The sequence below is a fragment of the Burkholderia sp. AU31624 genome, assembly GCF_020420065.1.
Lineage (GTDB): Bacteria > Pseudomonadota > Gammaproteobacteria > Burkholderiales > Burkholderiaceae > Burkholderia.
On sequence record NZ_JAIZRT010000009.1, the window covers coordinates 150,922 to 165,083 of the forward strand.

A 14,162-nucleotide genomic window follows, 5' to 3' on the forward strand; every position below is an offset into this window, starting at 1 on the left:
GGCACACTTACATCGGCTTGAGCACCATCAGGAAGTAGACGGTCAGCATTGCGAAGAACGCCGGATAGCCGAGCAGTTCCCAGCGCTTCGCGTAAAGCCAGTAGCGTTCCGGCAGCGCGGCCTCGCCGCTCGCATGAGCGAGCTTCGCCATCGCGGCCAGTTCGACCTGCAGCCACACGACCGGCAGCCAGCACACGCCGGCGATCGCGTACAGCACGATCGACGCCATGAGCCACGGCGTATCCCACGGCCAGCCGGCCGTATGCGCGAGCCACAGGCCCGATGCCGGCTGGAAGATCACGGCCGGGGTCGTGAACCACCAGTCCGCGCGCACCACGAGCCGCGACACGGCCGCAATGGCGGGCACCGAGCGCGTGCGGTTCGCGAAGAACAGGTAGAACGCGGTGCCGAACCCCGTGCCAACCAGCAGCACCGAGGACAGGATGTGAAGCGCCTTGATGACGAGATAGGTATTCATGGTTGTTCTTCTTCTGAAAAAAGGATCAACAGGATCGCGAGAATCGGCACGTTCTTGAGCACGGGGCCGAACGGTTCGGCGAGCAGGCCCGGCATCGTGACCGCGATGACCGCCGAATACGCGACGATCAGCGCGGCTTGCGCGACCCACAGGCGGCGTGACGGCGCGACGACGGTTGCGACGCCGAACGCGAAGTCCAGCGCGCTGGCCGCGTAGAGCGCGAGCAGCGCGGGCAGCCCCGTCAGGTGCGCGGGTGCAAGCAGCGCGAGGCTCGCGTGCAGCGGATGGATGAACGCGCTGGCGATGGCCGTCCAGATCCACACGATCGCCAGCGCGCCGCGCAACAGCGGGCGACGCCACATCGCGAGCGCGTCGCGACGCAGCGCGGCGGCTTCCGCGCCGATGAAGCCGTCGATCCCGCGCGGCGGCCGGCCAAGCATCGCCGTGGCGGCGGCCGGATCGCCGGTGTTCCCGCCACGCAGCATCGTCCACGTATCGCGCGTGAAGATCGCGCCCGGCAGCGTGCCGAGCAGCACGGCCGCCACACCGGCCAACGGACCCGGCAATGCAATGCGAGCGGCCGGCGGAAACCCCAGCGCGGCGCGGTAGCGGGCCAGCATCTCGCGGTATTCGACTTCGTCGGTGCCGACCACGTCGATCACCGGGCGGCCGGCCGCCGGCGCATCGACGCACCGCGCGACGACTTCGGCGAGATCGTCGACGTGCACGGGGCGCAGCCGCTGATGGCCGCCCGCCGGCAGGACCTGCACCGGCAGGCTCGCGAGCATCCGGAAAAACCGCGCCGACGCGCCGTCCGTGCCGTAGACGAGCGCGGGACGCACGATCCGGAAGTCGATCGGCAGCGTCTGCAGGAAGCGGTCGGCCGCGACCTTGCTCGCGAAGTAGCGCGTATCGCCACGCTCGACGCCGAGCGCCGAAATCTGGATCACGCGCCGCACGCCTGCGCGGCAGCACGCGGTGAAGAGCGCGCACGGCGCGGCGCGATGCACGGCGTCGAGCGTCGCGCCGCGCTGATCGGCAAGGAGGCCGACCGCATTGATCACTACGTCGACGCCTTCCAGCCGCGCGAGCCACGCGTCGGGGTCGACGTCCTTCGCGAAGTCGATCGCGACGTCGGACGGGCCGGCCGCCTGACGCACGCCGCGCAGCACGCGATGGCCGCCGGCTTCGAGCCGCGCGCACAGTGCCCGCCCGATGAAGCCGTTCGCCCCGCACACGAGCACGGTCATGCTGCGCGCCCCGGTGCGGCCAGGCGGGCAGGTCGACGGCAAGACGGTGTCCATTTTCATCCTATATTTACAGTTATTTCTGTACAGACAGAAATAACGACCCCAAAAAAGCGGGCTGGCTGCCCGCACCGCGTGTCCTGCTTACTTCGACGGCTTGCGCCTGACCGTCTGGCTGATCTTCGCGCCGATGCCGAGCGCCTTCATCAGCGTATCGGGCTTGAGCCGCAGCATCTCGTCCGACCAGGTCGTGAGCGTCTCGACGAACTGCAGCGTGTCGCGGATGCGTTGCTCGGTCTCACGGCTCTCGTTCGCGATCTCGGGATTCGTCAGGCAGTCGCGCAGCACCGTGAGCGTCGGCTCGATCTCGCGCTGCCGCCGCCCTTCGACGATCAGCTTGAACAGTTCCCAGATGTCGGTCGACGTCTCGAAGTGGTCGCGGCGGTCGCCCAGCACGTGCACGACTTTCGCCAGCCGCCACGCCTGAAGCTCCTTCAGGCTCGTGCTGACGTTGGAGCGCGCCACGTTGAGCGTCTCGGCGATCTCGTCAGCCGCGATCGGCCGGCCGGCCAGATAGAGCAGCGCGTGGATCTGCGAGACGGTGCGGTTGACGCCCCACCGCGAGCCCATTTCGCCCCAGTGGAGAATGAATCGTTCGGCAATCGGTGTGAGTTCCATGACGTGAAATTTAGGCATTTCAGTTATTTCTGTCAAGAGAGAAATAACTGGACGAGCCGCCCGGTTCCGGAAGCGTCCGCCCGCGATCGGCCGCTTCCTTTACAATGCGCGGGATTTTCCGAATTCAGGCCGTCCCAGCCTTTCTGACTAGAGTAGAGGTTTCCATGATCATCAAACCGCGCGTGCGTGGCTTCATCTGCGTGACGACTCATCCGGTCGGCTGCGAAGCCAACGTCAAGGAACAGATCGACTACGTGACTTCGCACGGCCCGATCGCCAACGGCCCGAAAAAGGTGCTCGTGATCGGCGCGTCGACCGGCTACGGCCTCGCCGCCCGGATCTCGGCCGCCTTCGGCGCCGACGCGGACACGCTTGGCGTGTTCTTCGAGCGTGCCGGCAGCGAGACGAAGCCGGGCACGGCCGGTTGGTACAACACCGCCGCGTTCGAGAAATTCGCCGCCGAAAAGGGGCGCTATGCGCGCAGCATCAACGGCGACGCATTCTCCGACAAGGTCAAGCAGGTCACGATCGACACCATCAAGCAGGATCTCGGCAAGGTCGATCTCGTCGTCTACAGCCTCGCGGCACCGCGCCGCACGCATCCGAAGACGGGCGAAACCATCAGCTCGACGCTCAAGCCGATCGGCAAGACGGTCACGTTCCGCGGCCTCGACACCGACAAGGAAGTGATCCGCGACGTCACGCTGGAGCCGGCGACGCAGGAAGAGATCGACGGCACCGTCGCCGTGATGGGCGGCGAGGACTGGCAGATGTGGATCGACGCGCTCGATGAAGCCGGCGTGCTGGCCGACGGCGCGAAGACCACCGCGTTCACGTATCTCGGCGAGCAGATCACGCACGACATCTACTGGAACGGCTCGATCGGCGAAGCGAAGAAGGATCTCGACAAGAAAGTGCTGTCGATCCGCGACAAGCTCGCCGCGCATGGCGGCGACGCGCGCGTGTCGGTGCTGAAGGCGGTCGTCACGCAGGCCAGCTCGGCGATCCCGATGATGCCGCTGTACCTGTCGCTGCTGTTCAAGACGATGAAGGAAGCCGGCACGCACGAAGGCTGCATCGAGCAGGTGTACGGCCTGTTCAAGGACAGCCTGTATGGCACGAAGCCGCACGTCGACGAAGAAGGCCGCCTGCGCGCGGACTACAAGGAGCTCGATCCGCAGGTGCAGGCGAAGGTCGTCGCGCAGTGGAACCACGTGACGAACGAGAACCTGTACGAGCTGACCGACTTCACCGGCTACAAGACCGAGTTCCTGCGGCTGTTCGGCTTCGAGATCGCCGGCGTCGACTACGACGCGGACGTGAACCCCGACGTGAAGATCCCGGGCATCATCGACACCACCGTCTGACGGTACGGCCCGCCGCCCCCGCTGCACGCGCAGCCGGGGCAGCGGGCTCGGGATACCGGCGGCTTCAACGCGGCGCCGGTTCTTCCAGATAAACGCCCGACGACAGCGTGGCCTTCACCTGCCGCGTGAACTCGTCGGTCGACACTTCCTCCTCTCCCGCCTCGATCGCTTCGTATGCCTGGCGCACGACGTCGGCCGGCGTCGCCTTCGGCACGTCGAGGCCGGCCGTCAGGTCGGTGTCGATGAAGCCGGCATGCAGCCCGACGACCTGCGTGTGCTGCTCGCGCAGCGAATGGCGCAGCCCGTTGGTCAGTGCCCACGCAGCCGATTTCGACACGCCGTAGCCCGCCAGGATCGGCCGGTTCACCCAGCTCGCGACCGACAGGATGTTCAGGATCGCGCCGCCGCCATTCCCGGCGAGGCTGCCCGCGAACGCGCGCGACATCGCCAGCATCCCGAACACGTTGGTTTCGAAGTGATCGCGCAACGCGTCGGGCGCGCCGTCGTCGGTCAGGCTGCCGAGCCGCGCAATGCCCGCGTTGTTGATCAGCAGCGTGACGTCGCGGGCGGCATCGGCCGCCGCGGCGACGGCTGCCGGATCGGTCACGTCGAGCTTCACCGGCACGACGCCCGGCAGCGTCACGGTGGCCGGATCGCGCGCCGCCGCATAGACCTTGCGCGCCCCTCTCGCCAGTGCCTGCTTCGCGAACTCGAGCCCGAGCCCGCGGTTTGCGCCCGTGATGAACACCACTGCACCTTCGATCTTCATGTTCGTTCCTTTCGCATGATGAATCGCATGCGCGCCGGCTCGCCGCGCGCCTGAGATCCGGTGGAAAACCAGCCTGCCCTTGCTTACCGAACCGTGGCGCCGCCGCCGACAGACGGCGAGCCGCCGGCTGCCCGTGACCCGGCGGCGCCCAAGACCCCGACCGCTTGCCATCCGGTGTGCCGGCCGCGGCTTTGCGCCCGCCGCCGAGTCGGCTACACTCGATGTCAATGTCGATCACCATCGTCTTTGCGGTGCATTGTGTTCTCGCCCCTCGGGCATGTCAATGGTGATCGCCATTGTGTTTTCCAATCGACGCGATCGACAAAATCAGGGAGGGATCTATGGGCGTGTCAAGACAGCAGGCTGCCGAGAACCGGAGCGCGATCGTCGCGGCCGCCGAGCGGCTGTTCCGCGCGCGCGGCGTCGACGCGGTCGGGCTCACGGAGCTGATGAAGGAAGCCGGCTTCACGCAGGGCGGCTTCTACAACCACTTCAAGTCGAAAGACGCGCTGGTGGCCGAGGTGATGGAAAAGGCGATGCAGGACCGCGCGGATTCGCCGAACGCCGGCAGTCTCGACGCGCAGGTGGCGTTGTATCTGTCGGCCGCGCATCGCGACAACGTCGAGGCCGGATGCCCGCTGTCCGGTTTCGCGGGCGATGCGCCGCGCCTGACCGACGCGGCGCGTGCATGCTATGCGCACGGCCTCGCCACCTACCTCGATCGGCTGGAACGGATGGTGGCCACGGAAGGCGCGACGTCGGCGCAGACGCGTCGCGATGCGGTCGCGGTCTTCAGCCAGATGGTCGGCGCGCTCGTGCTGTCGCGCGCGATCGCCGGCACCGATCCGGCGCTGGCCGACGAGATCCTCGCCGCCGGGAGGGAGACGCTCACCGCCGGGCGCGACGATCCGGGCGCACCGGCATAGCCGCGCCCAAACGTCATGCTGCGTCGACCTGTGCGGCGTGTCGGCGTGCGCGGTGATATTTCAACGTCTTGCCGCGCTATTCGACCGCCCGTGCGGCATCCCACAGCGGCTGTGCGCCGCGCGCCGCATTCCAGGCGGCAAAACGCGTGCGCCACGCTTCGAACGGCTCCGCCAGCGGATGGCGCGGATCGTCGCTGAGCGAATACGCCATCCCTTCGATCAGCCAGCGCGGCCGGGTCGCGACGGCCAGGTTGCCGAGCACTTCGGCCTGCCGGTGATGGATCAGCTCGTGCGCGAGAAAGTAGGTCTGCCAGCCGCGCGGTGCGATCACCACGCCGAAATTCCCGAGCGTCAGCGCCGCGCGTTGGCCCAAGCCGAACGCATCGGCGCACGCTCGCGTCGAGCAGAACACGACGCGCGGCGCCGCCTGGAATGCACCGACGGCCGCCGCCGCGCGCGCATAGCCGTCGCGATAGAGCTGCCGCGCGTCGCCGAGCTTCGCGGCATCGTCCGTGCAGATATCGGCGCTCGGGCACGACACACCGGGGACCAGCGCGGGCGCGACGACGCGCAACGGCTTGACGAGCGCATACGCGGCAATCGGCAGCGCGACGAGCAGGCCCGTGAGGGCGAAAGCGACATGGGAGCGTTTCATCGGGGCGGTGGTTCCGGGGCGTTCTCGTTCTGCTGAAGTCTTCCTGCGTGAATATATCGGACCGGCGATGTCCGCGGCCCTGCTCGATTCTCGAACGGCGCCTTGCCAATCAGGCAACAGGCCCCGTGCTGGCCTCGCCGGCACCCGTCATCCGGCGGCTCCAGCGAACACCCAGCCACAGAAGCGCGACACCGCACACGAACAGGAGCACCTCGACCAGCACGGTATCGACATGCCAGTACCGCGTCAGCAGTACGGCGGCGAGGTCGAACAGGAAATGAAACGCGATCGCATACGCGAGCCAGCGCTTCGTGCCGCGGACGAATGCCTGCAGCACGATCAGCGACAGCCCCACGTGCGCGGCCATGGCGCTCACACGCTCGAACAGCGCGAGTAACGGCGACGCGAGTGTCATGCCGGAGAACTGCGACCCGATCAGCGACTGCGCACCTTCAGGCACCACGACGCCTGCTCGCGCGAGCAGGTAGGCGGCAGCGAGCGCGATGAATCCGACGCCGACCAACAGCATCGCTTCCAGCCCGCCGTGCCCGAGCCCGAGCATCACGGCCGTCGGCGCATCATGTCGCTTCGGCAGCAGATACCGGAAAGCGACCCAGCGCCCGCACTCCTCGAAGATGCCAGCCGTCAGCGCCGCGAACACGAGCATCGTCAGGTGCCAGCGGGGATCGTGCGCGAGCCAGTGGAACAACGGCACCTGCCACGACAGGCGCAGCACCGGCTGAAACACGAAAAAGGTCAGCATCCCGTAGAAAAACACCCGCAACGGCACCTGCGTGCGGCGCCGCCATGCGACCGCGAGCAACACCGGCGCGGTCAGCGCCACGACACCCGCCGCGAGTGTGACGAACAGGAGCAACGGGGCGACGGGATGCATGACGAATGCCGTTACCCGAGCTGCTTGTGGAAATACGTCGTCGCGCAGAGCGTGCCGTCGGGCATCAGCGCATAGTTCGGCACGACACCGACACGCTGCCAGCCGGCCCGCTCGTACAGCCGCTCGGCGTCGCCGCCCGTCACGGTGTCGAGCACGAGCACGGTCTTGCCCGCGTCGCGAGCGGCCGCATCGGCCGCCGCCATCAGCCGCGCGGCGATGCCCTGCCGGCGCGCGTGCCGCGCCACGAGCATCTTCGAGATATCGGCGCGATGCGGCTGGTTCTCTTGCTGCGCGGTCACGACCTGCACGGTGCCGACGATCCGGCCGGCCGCGTCCTCGGCAACGAGCAGGATGCGCTCGCCGTTCGCGACGCCGTCGGCGACGTTCGTCCAGAACGCGACGGCGGTCGCCCGCTCGATCGGCAACATGAAGCTGACGGACGCGCCGCCCTCGACGCAATCGATCAGCACGTCGGCCAGTGCTTCGACACAGCGCTTCGCTTCGTCCGCGCCGACGCGGCGGACGGTAACGGATTCGGTCATGCCAACTCCGGTAGTCAGTTGGGTCGCACACGCGGGTTCGGCGTGCGTCCGGATGGGAAGGAAACACCGGCCTGCCGTCGCGGCTCGCGCGACGGCGGCAGGCGCTCGGCAACCCCGCACCCGGTCGGCGCGTGTTACCGCCCCATCATCCTACGCGACGAAAATTTCCGTTGCATCGCCGTTCGCCTCCCCTATACTTAGCCACATGGCTAACTTTCAACCCGGCATCAGCGACGTTTTCCACGCCCTCGCCGATCCGACGCGCTGCGCGATCGTCAGCATGCTCGGCCACGGCGAACGGACCGTCTCCGCGCTGGCCGAACCGTTCGACATGGCGCTGCCGTCGTTCATGAAGCACGTCGCCGTGCTCGAGCGCAGCGGTCTCGTCCAGACCCGCAAGGCCGGCCGCTCGCGCACCTGCACGCTGGTCGGCAGCCGGCTGACCGAAGCCGAGGCATGGCTCGCCGAGCAGCGTGCGCTGTGGGAAGCCCGATCCGATCGTCTCGTCGAATTCGTCGAACGCCGTCACCAGGAGGAGCAAGATGTCAGCCAGCCCCGTCGACCCCGTTGAAGCCCACGATCTCGTCATCACGCGCACGCTGCGTGCGCCGCGCCACGCGCTGTGGCGTGCATGGACCGACCCCGAACTGCTGAAGCAATGGTGGTGCCCGAAACCGTGGACCACCGAAGTGCGCGCGTTCGACCTGCGGCCGGGCGGCGCCTTCCACACCTACATGCGCGGCCCCGATGGCGGCACCAGCGACAATCCCGGCTGCTTCCTCGAGATCGTGCCGGAATCGCGCATCGCGTTCACGTCGATGCTCACGGGCGGCTGGCGGCCGCAGGCGCCGTGGATGGGCTTCACCGCGATCATCACGATGGCCGACGACGATGCGGGCAGCCGTTACGAGGCGCGCGTGATGCATCCGGACGCCGCCACGCGCGAGCGCCACGAAGCGCTCGGCTTCTTCGAGGGCTGGAACACCTGCATCACGCAGCTCGACGAATTCGCGGCCGCATTGCGCTGAGCCGACCGCGGCCGCGTGTGCGGTCATTGCATGCCGCCGCTCGCGCGCCTAGGATTCCTGAAGGAAGCACGACGACACGCCGGCCGCCGGCGTGCACCGTCGTGCGCACGCCGCGGGAGGCCACATGTTGCATACGCACACGCATTCGACCCGGGTCAGCCGGCACCTGAACGCCCCGCGCGGCCGCGTCTACCGCGCCTTGCTCGATCCGCACGCGGTCGAGCAATGGAAGGTGCCCGACGGCATGACCTGCCGCGTGCATGCGTACGACGCGCGCGAAGGCGGTGCGCTGCGGGTATCGCTGAGCTACGACGCGTCGTCGGCCGGCACCGGCAAGACCACCGCGCGCACCGATACCTATCACGGCCGCTTCGTCACGCTCGTGCCGGACGAGCAGATCGTCGAGATCGACGTGTTCGAAACCGACGACCCGATGCTGCGCGGCGCCATGACGATCACGATCACGCTGTCCGACGAAGCGGGCGGCACGCGCGTGGACGCGGTGCACGACGGGGTGCCGCCGGGCGTGCCGGCCGCCGATAACGAAACGGGCTGGCAGATGGCGCTGGCGCGGCTCGCGGCGCTGGTGGAGGCCGGGTAAGCAAGCGCCGGACCCGTCGCGGCGCGCGTCAGCCGAGCCGGTAAGCGCGCGTGACCGTGCCGCGGAACAGCGCGTCGCGCTCGTCAGGGCTCGCCTGCGCGGTCAGCCGCTTGAACGCATTCCAGCCGTTCACGAACGAATACGAGCCCTTGTCGACCGGGAAATTGCTCTCGAACATGCAGCGTCCGGGGCCGAACGCGTCGATGCAGGTCATCATCCACGGCTTCCACGTGTCGGCGAGTTGCGCGGAAGACGGCGGCCGTTCGCCCTTCTCGAAATCGAAACCGTTGATGCGCATCCCGAGCCCGCCGACCTTCACGTACACGTTCGGCAGTTGCGCGAGCGTGCGCATCGACGCCGACCAGCGCGCGAACACCTCCGGCCGCTTGTCGGCATAACTGGCGATCCGCACGACACCGCCGCAGTGATTGACGATGACGCGCGTGTCGGGGTTCGCCTTCGCCAGTTCGAACAGTTCGGGCAGTTGCGGAAAGAACAGCCACGCGTCATACGACAGCCCGAGCGGCGCGAGCTGGGCGACGCCCGCCCGGTACGCGGGATCGAGCAGCAGCCCGCGCGGCACCGCCGACAGCGGATTGGCGAGCGTCGAATCGGCGTCCCAGGTCGTCAGGTGACGAACGCCGCGGAAGCGCCCGCGACCGGCTTCGAGATGCGCTTCGAGCACCTCGCGCACGCGTTCGCCGAGACGCAGGTCCGCGTGGCCGACGATGCCTTTCGCGACCGCCACCGGGCCGTGCTGCAGCGGTTCGGTCACGCCGGCGACGTAGGCCGTCTCGCCCACCGGTTTCAGTTCGGCCGGGCCCGAGTCGCGATAGCGCGTCTGCGCCTGCATGTAGACGGACGCCTGGATGTTGTGGCACGAGCGCGCATCCTGCAGATAGTCGTCGAGCATATAGATCCAGCCCGGCCGCTCATAGAAATGATGATGCGCGTCGACGATCGGCAGGTCGGGCTCGAGCGCGGGTTCGAGCGCCGACGCGAGCCAGTCGGGGCGGACCGCGAGATAGTTGCTTTGCGTCGTCATGCGGGAAACTCCTTCCTGGGTGGCCGCGCGCGTCCCCGTGAACGCGGGCAGCGCGAGCGAGGCGGCGGCCGCGCCGAGCAGCCGGCGTCGCTTGATCGACATCGTCATATCCATGTCATTCGCTCCGGTCGAACGCATACAACGACAGCGTGAGCAGCGTCGTGATCGCCGGCACGATCGCGAGGCCGAGCATGCCGGCGGTAAAGGTGCCGAAGCTGTCCTTCAGGTAGCCGACGAGATAAGGGCCCGCGAAGCCGCCGAGCGCGCCGATCGAGTTGATCAGCGCGAGCCCGCCGGCCGCGGCCTGGCCGGACAGGAAGCGCGACGGCAGCGTGTAGAAGATCGTGCGGCCGGCGATCGTGCCGATCAGCGCAAGCGTGATGCCGACGAGTGCCGGCCCGAGCGTCAGGAAGTGCGTCGACACGCCGAGCGCCACCGCGCCGATGAACAGCCCGATCGCCAGGTTCGCGACCGGGCCGCCGCGCCGGTCCACGCGCTTCGCCCACCACAGCAGCGCGATGGTCGCGAAGAAGTACGGCACCGCGGACAGCCAGCCCGTCTGCATCGTCGACATGCCGTGCGCCTTCAGCATCTGCGGCAGCCAGATGCCGATCCCGTAGGAACCCATCGTGAAGCCGAACGAGATCAGCGCGAGCAGGTACATGCGCACGTCGCGCAGCGCGACGCCGAAGCGCTTCTTGCGGCCGGCGGCCGCGCCGTCGCGCTCGAACGCACGCTGCAGCGCCGCCCGCTCGTCGTCGGACAGCCACGCGGCATGCGCCGGCGAATCGGACAGCAGCTTCAGCACGAGAAAACCGAGCGCGCACGCCGGCAGCCCTTCGACGATGAACATCCACTTCCAGCCGGCCAGCCCGAGCACGCCGTCGAGCTGCAGCAGCCACGTCGACAACGGACCGCCGATCAGCGACGACAGCGGCGTCGACACGGTGAACCACGCCAGCACGCGCGTGCGGTAGCTCGCCGGAAACCACACGGCAAGGAAGAAGATCACGCCCGGAAAGAATCCGGCTTCGCCGATGCCGAGCAGCAGCCGGATCGCGTAGAAACTCGTCGGCCCGGTCGCGAGCGCGGTCGCAGCCGCCATCAGCCCCCACGTGATCATGATGCGGGCAAGCCAGCGCCGCGCGCCGAAACGGTACAGCGCGAGATTGCTCGGCACCTCGAACAAGCAGTAGCCGGCGAACATGATCCCCGCGCCCCAGCCGAACTGCGTCGCGGTCAGCCCGAGATCGCGGTTCATCGTCAGCGCCGCGAAGCCGACGCTCGTGCGGTCCAGATAGTTGAAGAAGTACGCGAGCGCGAGCAGCGGAATGAAGCGCCACGCGGCCTTGCGCACGGCCCGTTGCTCGAGCGACGCGTCGGTCTCGCGATCGTCGGCCAGTGCCGGGGAAGCGGATGTCATGGTTGTCTCCGTGGAGGGGGCGGCCGCGCCCGTGCGTGGCACGGCCGGGACGCCTTTGTTCGTTCGGTGAATCGCGGCCGCGCTACGCGCTCGCCAGTTCGTTCGGTGACGGCGCGCCGCCCGGCGCCGCGTCGTCCGCGCCCTGCTGGCCCGCGACGACGCCGGCTTCGATCAGCGCACGCGCATCGTCCGGCGTGTAGCCGAGCTCGCCGAGCAGCGCGCGCGTGTCCTGGCCGAGTGCGGGCGGCGCCGTGCGCAGCCGCAGGCGTTCGCCGGCAAGCGTCAGCGGCAGCAGCGCGGTGCGGGTGTCGACCGGCCGCCCGGCGCTGCTCGCGTCGGCCGGCAGCGTCACGGCCTCGAGGCCGCCCGTGGCGAGCAGGTGCGGATCGTCGAACAGGTCCTGCGGTTTCGTGATCGGCGCGTACGGCAGGCCGTTCGATTCGAAGATCGCGCCGATCTCCGCGGCCGAATGCGGCGCGAGCCGCGCGCGCAACTCGGGCAGCAGCCAGTCGCGCGCCTGCACGCGCAGGTTGTTGGTCGCGAGGCGCGGATCGTCCTTCAGCGCGGCCAGGCCGAACGCGTCGCAGAACAGCGCCCACTGCGTGTCCGATACGACCGCGAGAAAGATCTGTTCGTCATCCTTGACTGAAAACACGTCGTAGACGGCCCACGCGGAAATCCGGCTCGGCATCGGCGATGCGGCCTGCCCGGTCACCGCGAACTGCATCATGTGCTGCGCGACGAGGAACACGTTGTTCTCGAACAGCGAACTCTGCACCTGCTGGCCGCGGCCGGTGCGTTCGCGCTGCGCGAGCGCGGCCATCGCGCCGATCGCGCCGAACATGCCGCCCATGATGTCGTTCACGCTCGCCCCCGCGCGCAACGGCCGCCCTTCCGGGCCCGTCATGTATGCGAGGCCGCCCATCATCTGCACCACTTCGTCGAGCGCGGTGCGATGCTCGTACGGCCCCGGCAGGAAGCCCTTGTGCGACACGTACACGAGGCGCGGATTCAGCGAGAAGAGCGCCGGATAGCCGAGGCCGAGCCGGTCCATCGTGCCGCTCTTGAAGTTCTCGCTGAACACGTCCGCGGTCGCCACGAGCCGCAGCACGATCTCCAGCCCGCGCGGATCCTTCACGTCGACGGCAAGGCTCTTCTTGTTGCGGTTGAACATCCCGAAGAAGCCCGCGCCGGAACCGCGCAGCGCGCGCGTGCTGTCGCCCGCGATCGGTTCGATCTTGATGACCTCCGCGCCGAGATCGGCGAGCAGCATCCCGCAGGTCGGGCCCATCACCATGTGCGTCATCTCGATCACGCGCGTGCCTGCGTACGGCAGCGTCGAAGCCGGTTGTTGGTCGTTCATTGCGCGACTCCCGTCAGGCATCCTTCCGGTTGCACCGCGCTCGGAGCGCGGCCGTCCGCGTAACGGAAGCCCTTCGGCAACCCGGCGTCCGGCACATGGCCGTATAGCGCCTCGGCCGGCAGCGCCGCGTGCAGGATCGCGCGCGCGGCGAGCAGCGCGTCGACGTCGATACCGGTGTCGAATCCCATCGCCTCGAGCAGGAACACGAGATCCTCGGTGACGATGTTGCCGGTCGCGCCCGGCGCATACGGGCAACCGCCGAGGCCGCCCTGGCTCGCGTCGATCGTGGTCACGCCCGCGTCGAGCGCCGCGACCACGTTCGCGAGCCCCTGCCCGCGCGTGTTGTGGAAATGCGCGCCGCCGGCCTTGTCGCCGACTTCGCGCTGCAGCCGCAGGAACAGCCGGCGCACCTGCGCCGGATTCGCATAGCCGCTCGTGTCGGACAGCCCGATCTCGTCGACGCCGCATTCGGCCATCGCCGCCGCCATCGCGATCGTCTCGTCGTCGCTCACTGCGCCCGCGATCGTGCAGCCGAACGCGACCGACACGCCCGCCTCGATCTGCACCGACGGAAACCGCTCATTGCGCAGCGCGACGATCGCACGCACCTCGTCGATCATCTGCGCGGGCGTCTTGCGGATGTTCGCCAGCGAATGCGCTTCCGTCACCGAGACCGGCAGCGTCAGCTTGTGCACGCCGGCCTCGAATGCGCCCTCGGCGCCGCGCAGGTTCGGCGCGAGCGCGGCGACGTGCAGCCCGGGAATCGCCAGCGCGTGCGCGACGACTTCGCGCACATCGGCCATCTGCGGCAACAGCTTCGCCGGCACGAACGAGCCGACCTCGATCTCGCGCAGGCCGGCCACGGCCAGCGCGGTGATCCAGCGCAGCTTGCCGGCCGTCGGCATCACGGCCTGGATGCTCTGCAGGCCGTCGCGCGGCCCGACCTCGCTGACCAGCACCTTCGGATATTCGGAAACGCTCATTTGACACCCCATCGTTCTATCTGAAAGAACATCGTTCTGTTTGATAGAACTCTATGCGCGCGTTGAATGGGCGGTAAGCGGGGTATACCCGTGAGATTGCGATTTTTTGGAACTTGAGTTCTGTCAGACAGAACGATATAGTCGATCGATCGTCCTCAGAAG

Annotated in this window: 16 protein-coding genes; 5 read left to right on the plus strand and 11 right to left on the minus strand. The window is 68.2% G+C overall.

Translation table 11 applies throughout. The features are described from left to right. Window positions 1–7: 7 nt before the first annotated feature. The 3 genes from LGM89_RS29525 to LGM89_RS29535 all read right to left on the minus strand — a co-directional run bounded on the left by LGM89_RS29525 (window position 8) and on the right by LGM89_RS29535 (window position 2,403). Window positions 8–478, minus strand: a complete 471-nt coding sequence (locus LGM89_RS29525; protein WP_089496068.1) for a DUF2269 family protein — start codon at window positions 476–478, stop codon at window positions 8–10. Further along, window positions 475–1,782, minus strand: a complete 1,308-nt coding sequence (locus LGM89_RS29530) for an SDR family oxidoreductase (RefSeq protein ID WP_226274793.1) — start codon at window positions 1,780–1,782, stop codon at window positions 475–477. Before LGM89_RS29530 ends, LGM89_RS29525 begins: the two co-directional genes overlap by 4 nt. Before the next feature lie 87 nt (window positions 1,783–1,869). Next, window positions 1,870–2,403 carry a GbsR/MarR family transcriptional regulator gene (locus LGM89_RS29535; RefSeq protein ID WP_011353812.1) on the minus strand — a complete coding sequence of 178 codons (534 nt, stop codon included), beginning with the start codon at window positions 2,401–2,403 and terminating at the stop codon, window positions 1,870–1,872. A gap of 164 nt (window positions 2,404–2,567) precedes the next feature. Here LGM89_RS29535 and fabV point away from each other — a divergent pair, with 164 nt between their 5' ends. Continuing rightward, window positions 2,568–3,770, plus strand: coding sequence for an enoyl-ACP reductase FabV (fabV, locus tag LGM89_RS29540; RefSeq protein ID WP_226207293.1), 1,203 nt, complete (start codon window positions 2,568–2,570; stop codon window positions 3,768–3,770). A gap of 64 nt (window positions 3,771–3,834) precedes the next feature. Here the strand turns inward: fabV and LGM89_RS29545 are convergent, their stop codons facing one another. Continuing rightward, complete coding sequence (locus tag LGM89_RS29545; protein ID WP_089428908.1) at window positions 3,835–4,539, minus strand: SDR family oxidoreductase; 705 nt, start codon at window positions 4,537–4,539, stop codon at window positions 3,835–3,837. 341 nt (window positions 4,540–4,880) lie between these two features. Between LGM89_RS29545 and LGM89_RS29550 the strand changes: the two genes are divergently transcribed. Next, window positions 4,881–5,465: a TetR/AcrR family transcriptional regulator gene (locus LGM89_RS29550; protein WP_226207291.1), complete on the plus strand. Its 585-nt coding sequence runs from the start codon at window positions 4,881–4,883 to the stop codon at window positions 5,463–5,465. Between the two features lie 76 nt (window positions 5,466–5,541). On the opposite strand, the gene LGM89_RS29555 is transcribed toward LGM89_RS29550, so the two are convergent. The 3 genes from LGM89_RS29555 to LGM89_RS29565 all read right to left on the minus strand — a co-directional run bounded on the left by LGM89_RS29555 (window position 5,542) and on the right by LGM89_RS29565 (window position 7,557). After that, a complete protein-coding gene (locus LGM89_RS29555; RefSeq protein WP_226274794.1) occupies window positions 5,542–6,120 on the minus strand; it encodes a hypothetical protein in 579 nt (192 codons plus the stop codon). A 109-nt stretch (window positions 6,121–6,229) separates the two neighbouring features. After that, entirely contained in the window at window positions 6,230–7,015 is a 786-nt protein-coding gene (locus LGM89_RS29560) for a YhfC family intramembrane metalloprotease (RefSeq protein ID WP_226274795.1), read from the minus strand. Between the two features lie 11 nt (window positions 7,016–7,026). Continuing rightward, entirely contained in the window at window positions 7,027–7,557 is a 531-nt protein-coding gene (locus LGM89_RS29565; protein ID WP_226274796.1) for a GNAT family N-acetyltransferase, read from the minus strand. Window positions 7,558–7,762: 205 nt separating this feature from the next. Here LGM89_RS29565 and LGM89_RS29570 point away from each other — a divergent pair, with 205 nt between their 5' ends. The 3 genes from LGM89_RS29570 to LGM89_RS29580 all read left to right on the plus strand — a co-directional run bounded on the left by LGM89_RS29570 (window position 7,763) and on the right by LGM89_RS29580 (window position 9,186). After that, window positions 7,763–8,128 carry an ArsR/SmtB family transcription factor gene (locus LGM89_RS29570; protein ID WP_089428903.1) on the plus strand — a complete coding sequence of 122 codons (366 nt, stop codon included), beginning with the start codon at window positions 7,763–7,765 and terminating at the stop codon, window positions 8,126–8,128. Continuing rightward, complete coding sequence (locus LGM89_RS29575; RefSeq protein ID WP_089459137.1) at window positions 8,100–8,585, plus strand: SRPBCC family protein; 486 nt, start codon at window positions 8,100–8,102, stop codon at window positions 8,583–8,585. Before LGM89_RS29570 ends, LGM89_RS29575 begins: the two co-directional genes overlap by 29 nt. 124 nt (window positions 8,586–8,709) lie before the next feature. Continuing rightward, the gene (locus LGM89_RS29580) at window positions 8,710–9,186 is read left to right on the plus strand and encodes an SRPBCC family protein (RefSeq protein ID WP_226207288.1); all 477 of its coding nucleotides are present in this window, start codon (window positions 8,710–8,712) and stop codon (window positions 9,184–9,186) included. Between the two features lie 28 nt (window positions 9,187–9,214). Here the strand turns inward: LGM89_RS29580 and LGM89_RS29585 are convergent, their stop codons facing one another. From LGM89_RS29585 to LGM89_RS29600, 4 genes are all read right to left on the minus strand, one after another. Next, entirely contained in the window at window positions 9,215–10,339 is a 1,125-nt protein-coding gene (locus LGM89_RS29585) for an amidohydrolase family protein (RefSeq protein WP_226274896.1), read from the minus strand. Window positions 10,340–10,346: 7 nt separating this feature from the next. After that, the gene (locus tag LGM89_RS29590; protein ID WP_226274797.1) at window positions 10,347–11,654 is read right to left on the minus strand and encodes an MFS transporter; all 1,308 of its coding nucleotides are present in this window, start codon (window positions 11,652–11,654) and stop codon (window positions 10,347–10,349) included. Between the two features lie 82 nt (window positions 11,655–11,736). Continuing rightward, window positions 11,737–13,017: a CaiB/BaiF CoA transferase family protein gene (locus tag LGM89_RS29595; protein ID WP_226274798.1), complete on the minus strand. Its 1,281-nt coding sequence runs from the start codon at window positions 13,015–13,017 to the stop codon at window positions 11,737–11,739. Next, on the minus strand, window positions 13,014–14,000 hold the full coding sequence (locus tag LGM89_RS29600; RefSeq protein ID WP_226274799.1) for a hydroxymethylglutaryl-CoA lyase: 987 nt from the start codon (window positions 13,998–14,000) through the stop codon (window positions 13,014–13,016). The genes LGM89_RS29595 and LGM89_RS29600 overlap by 4 nt, the downstream gene beginning before the upstream one ends. Window positions 14,001–14,162 lie beyond the last annotated feature (162 nt).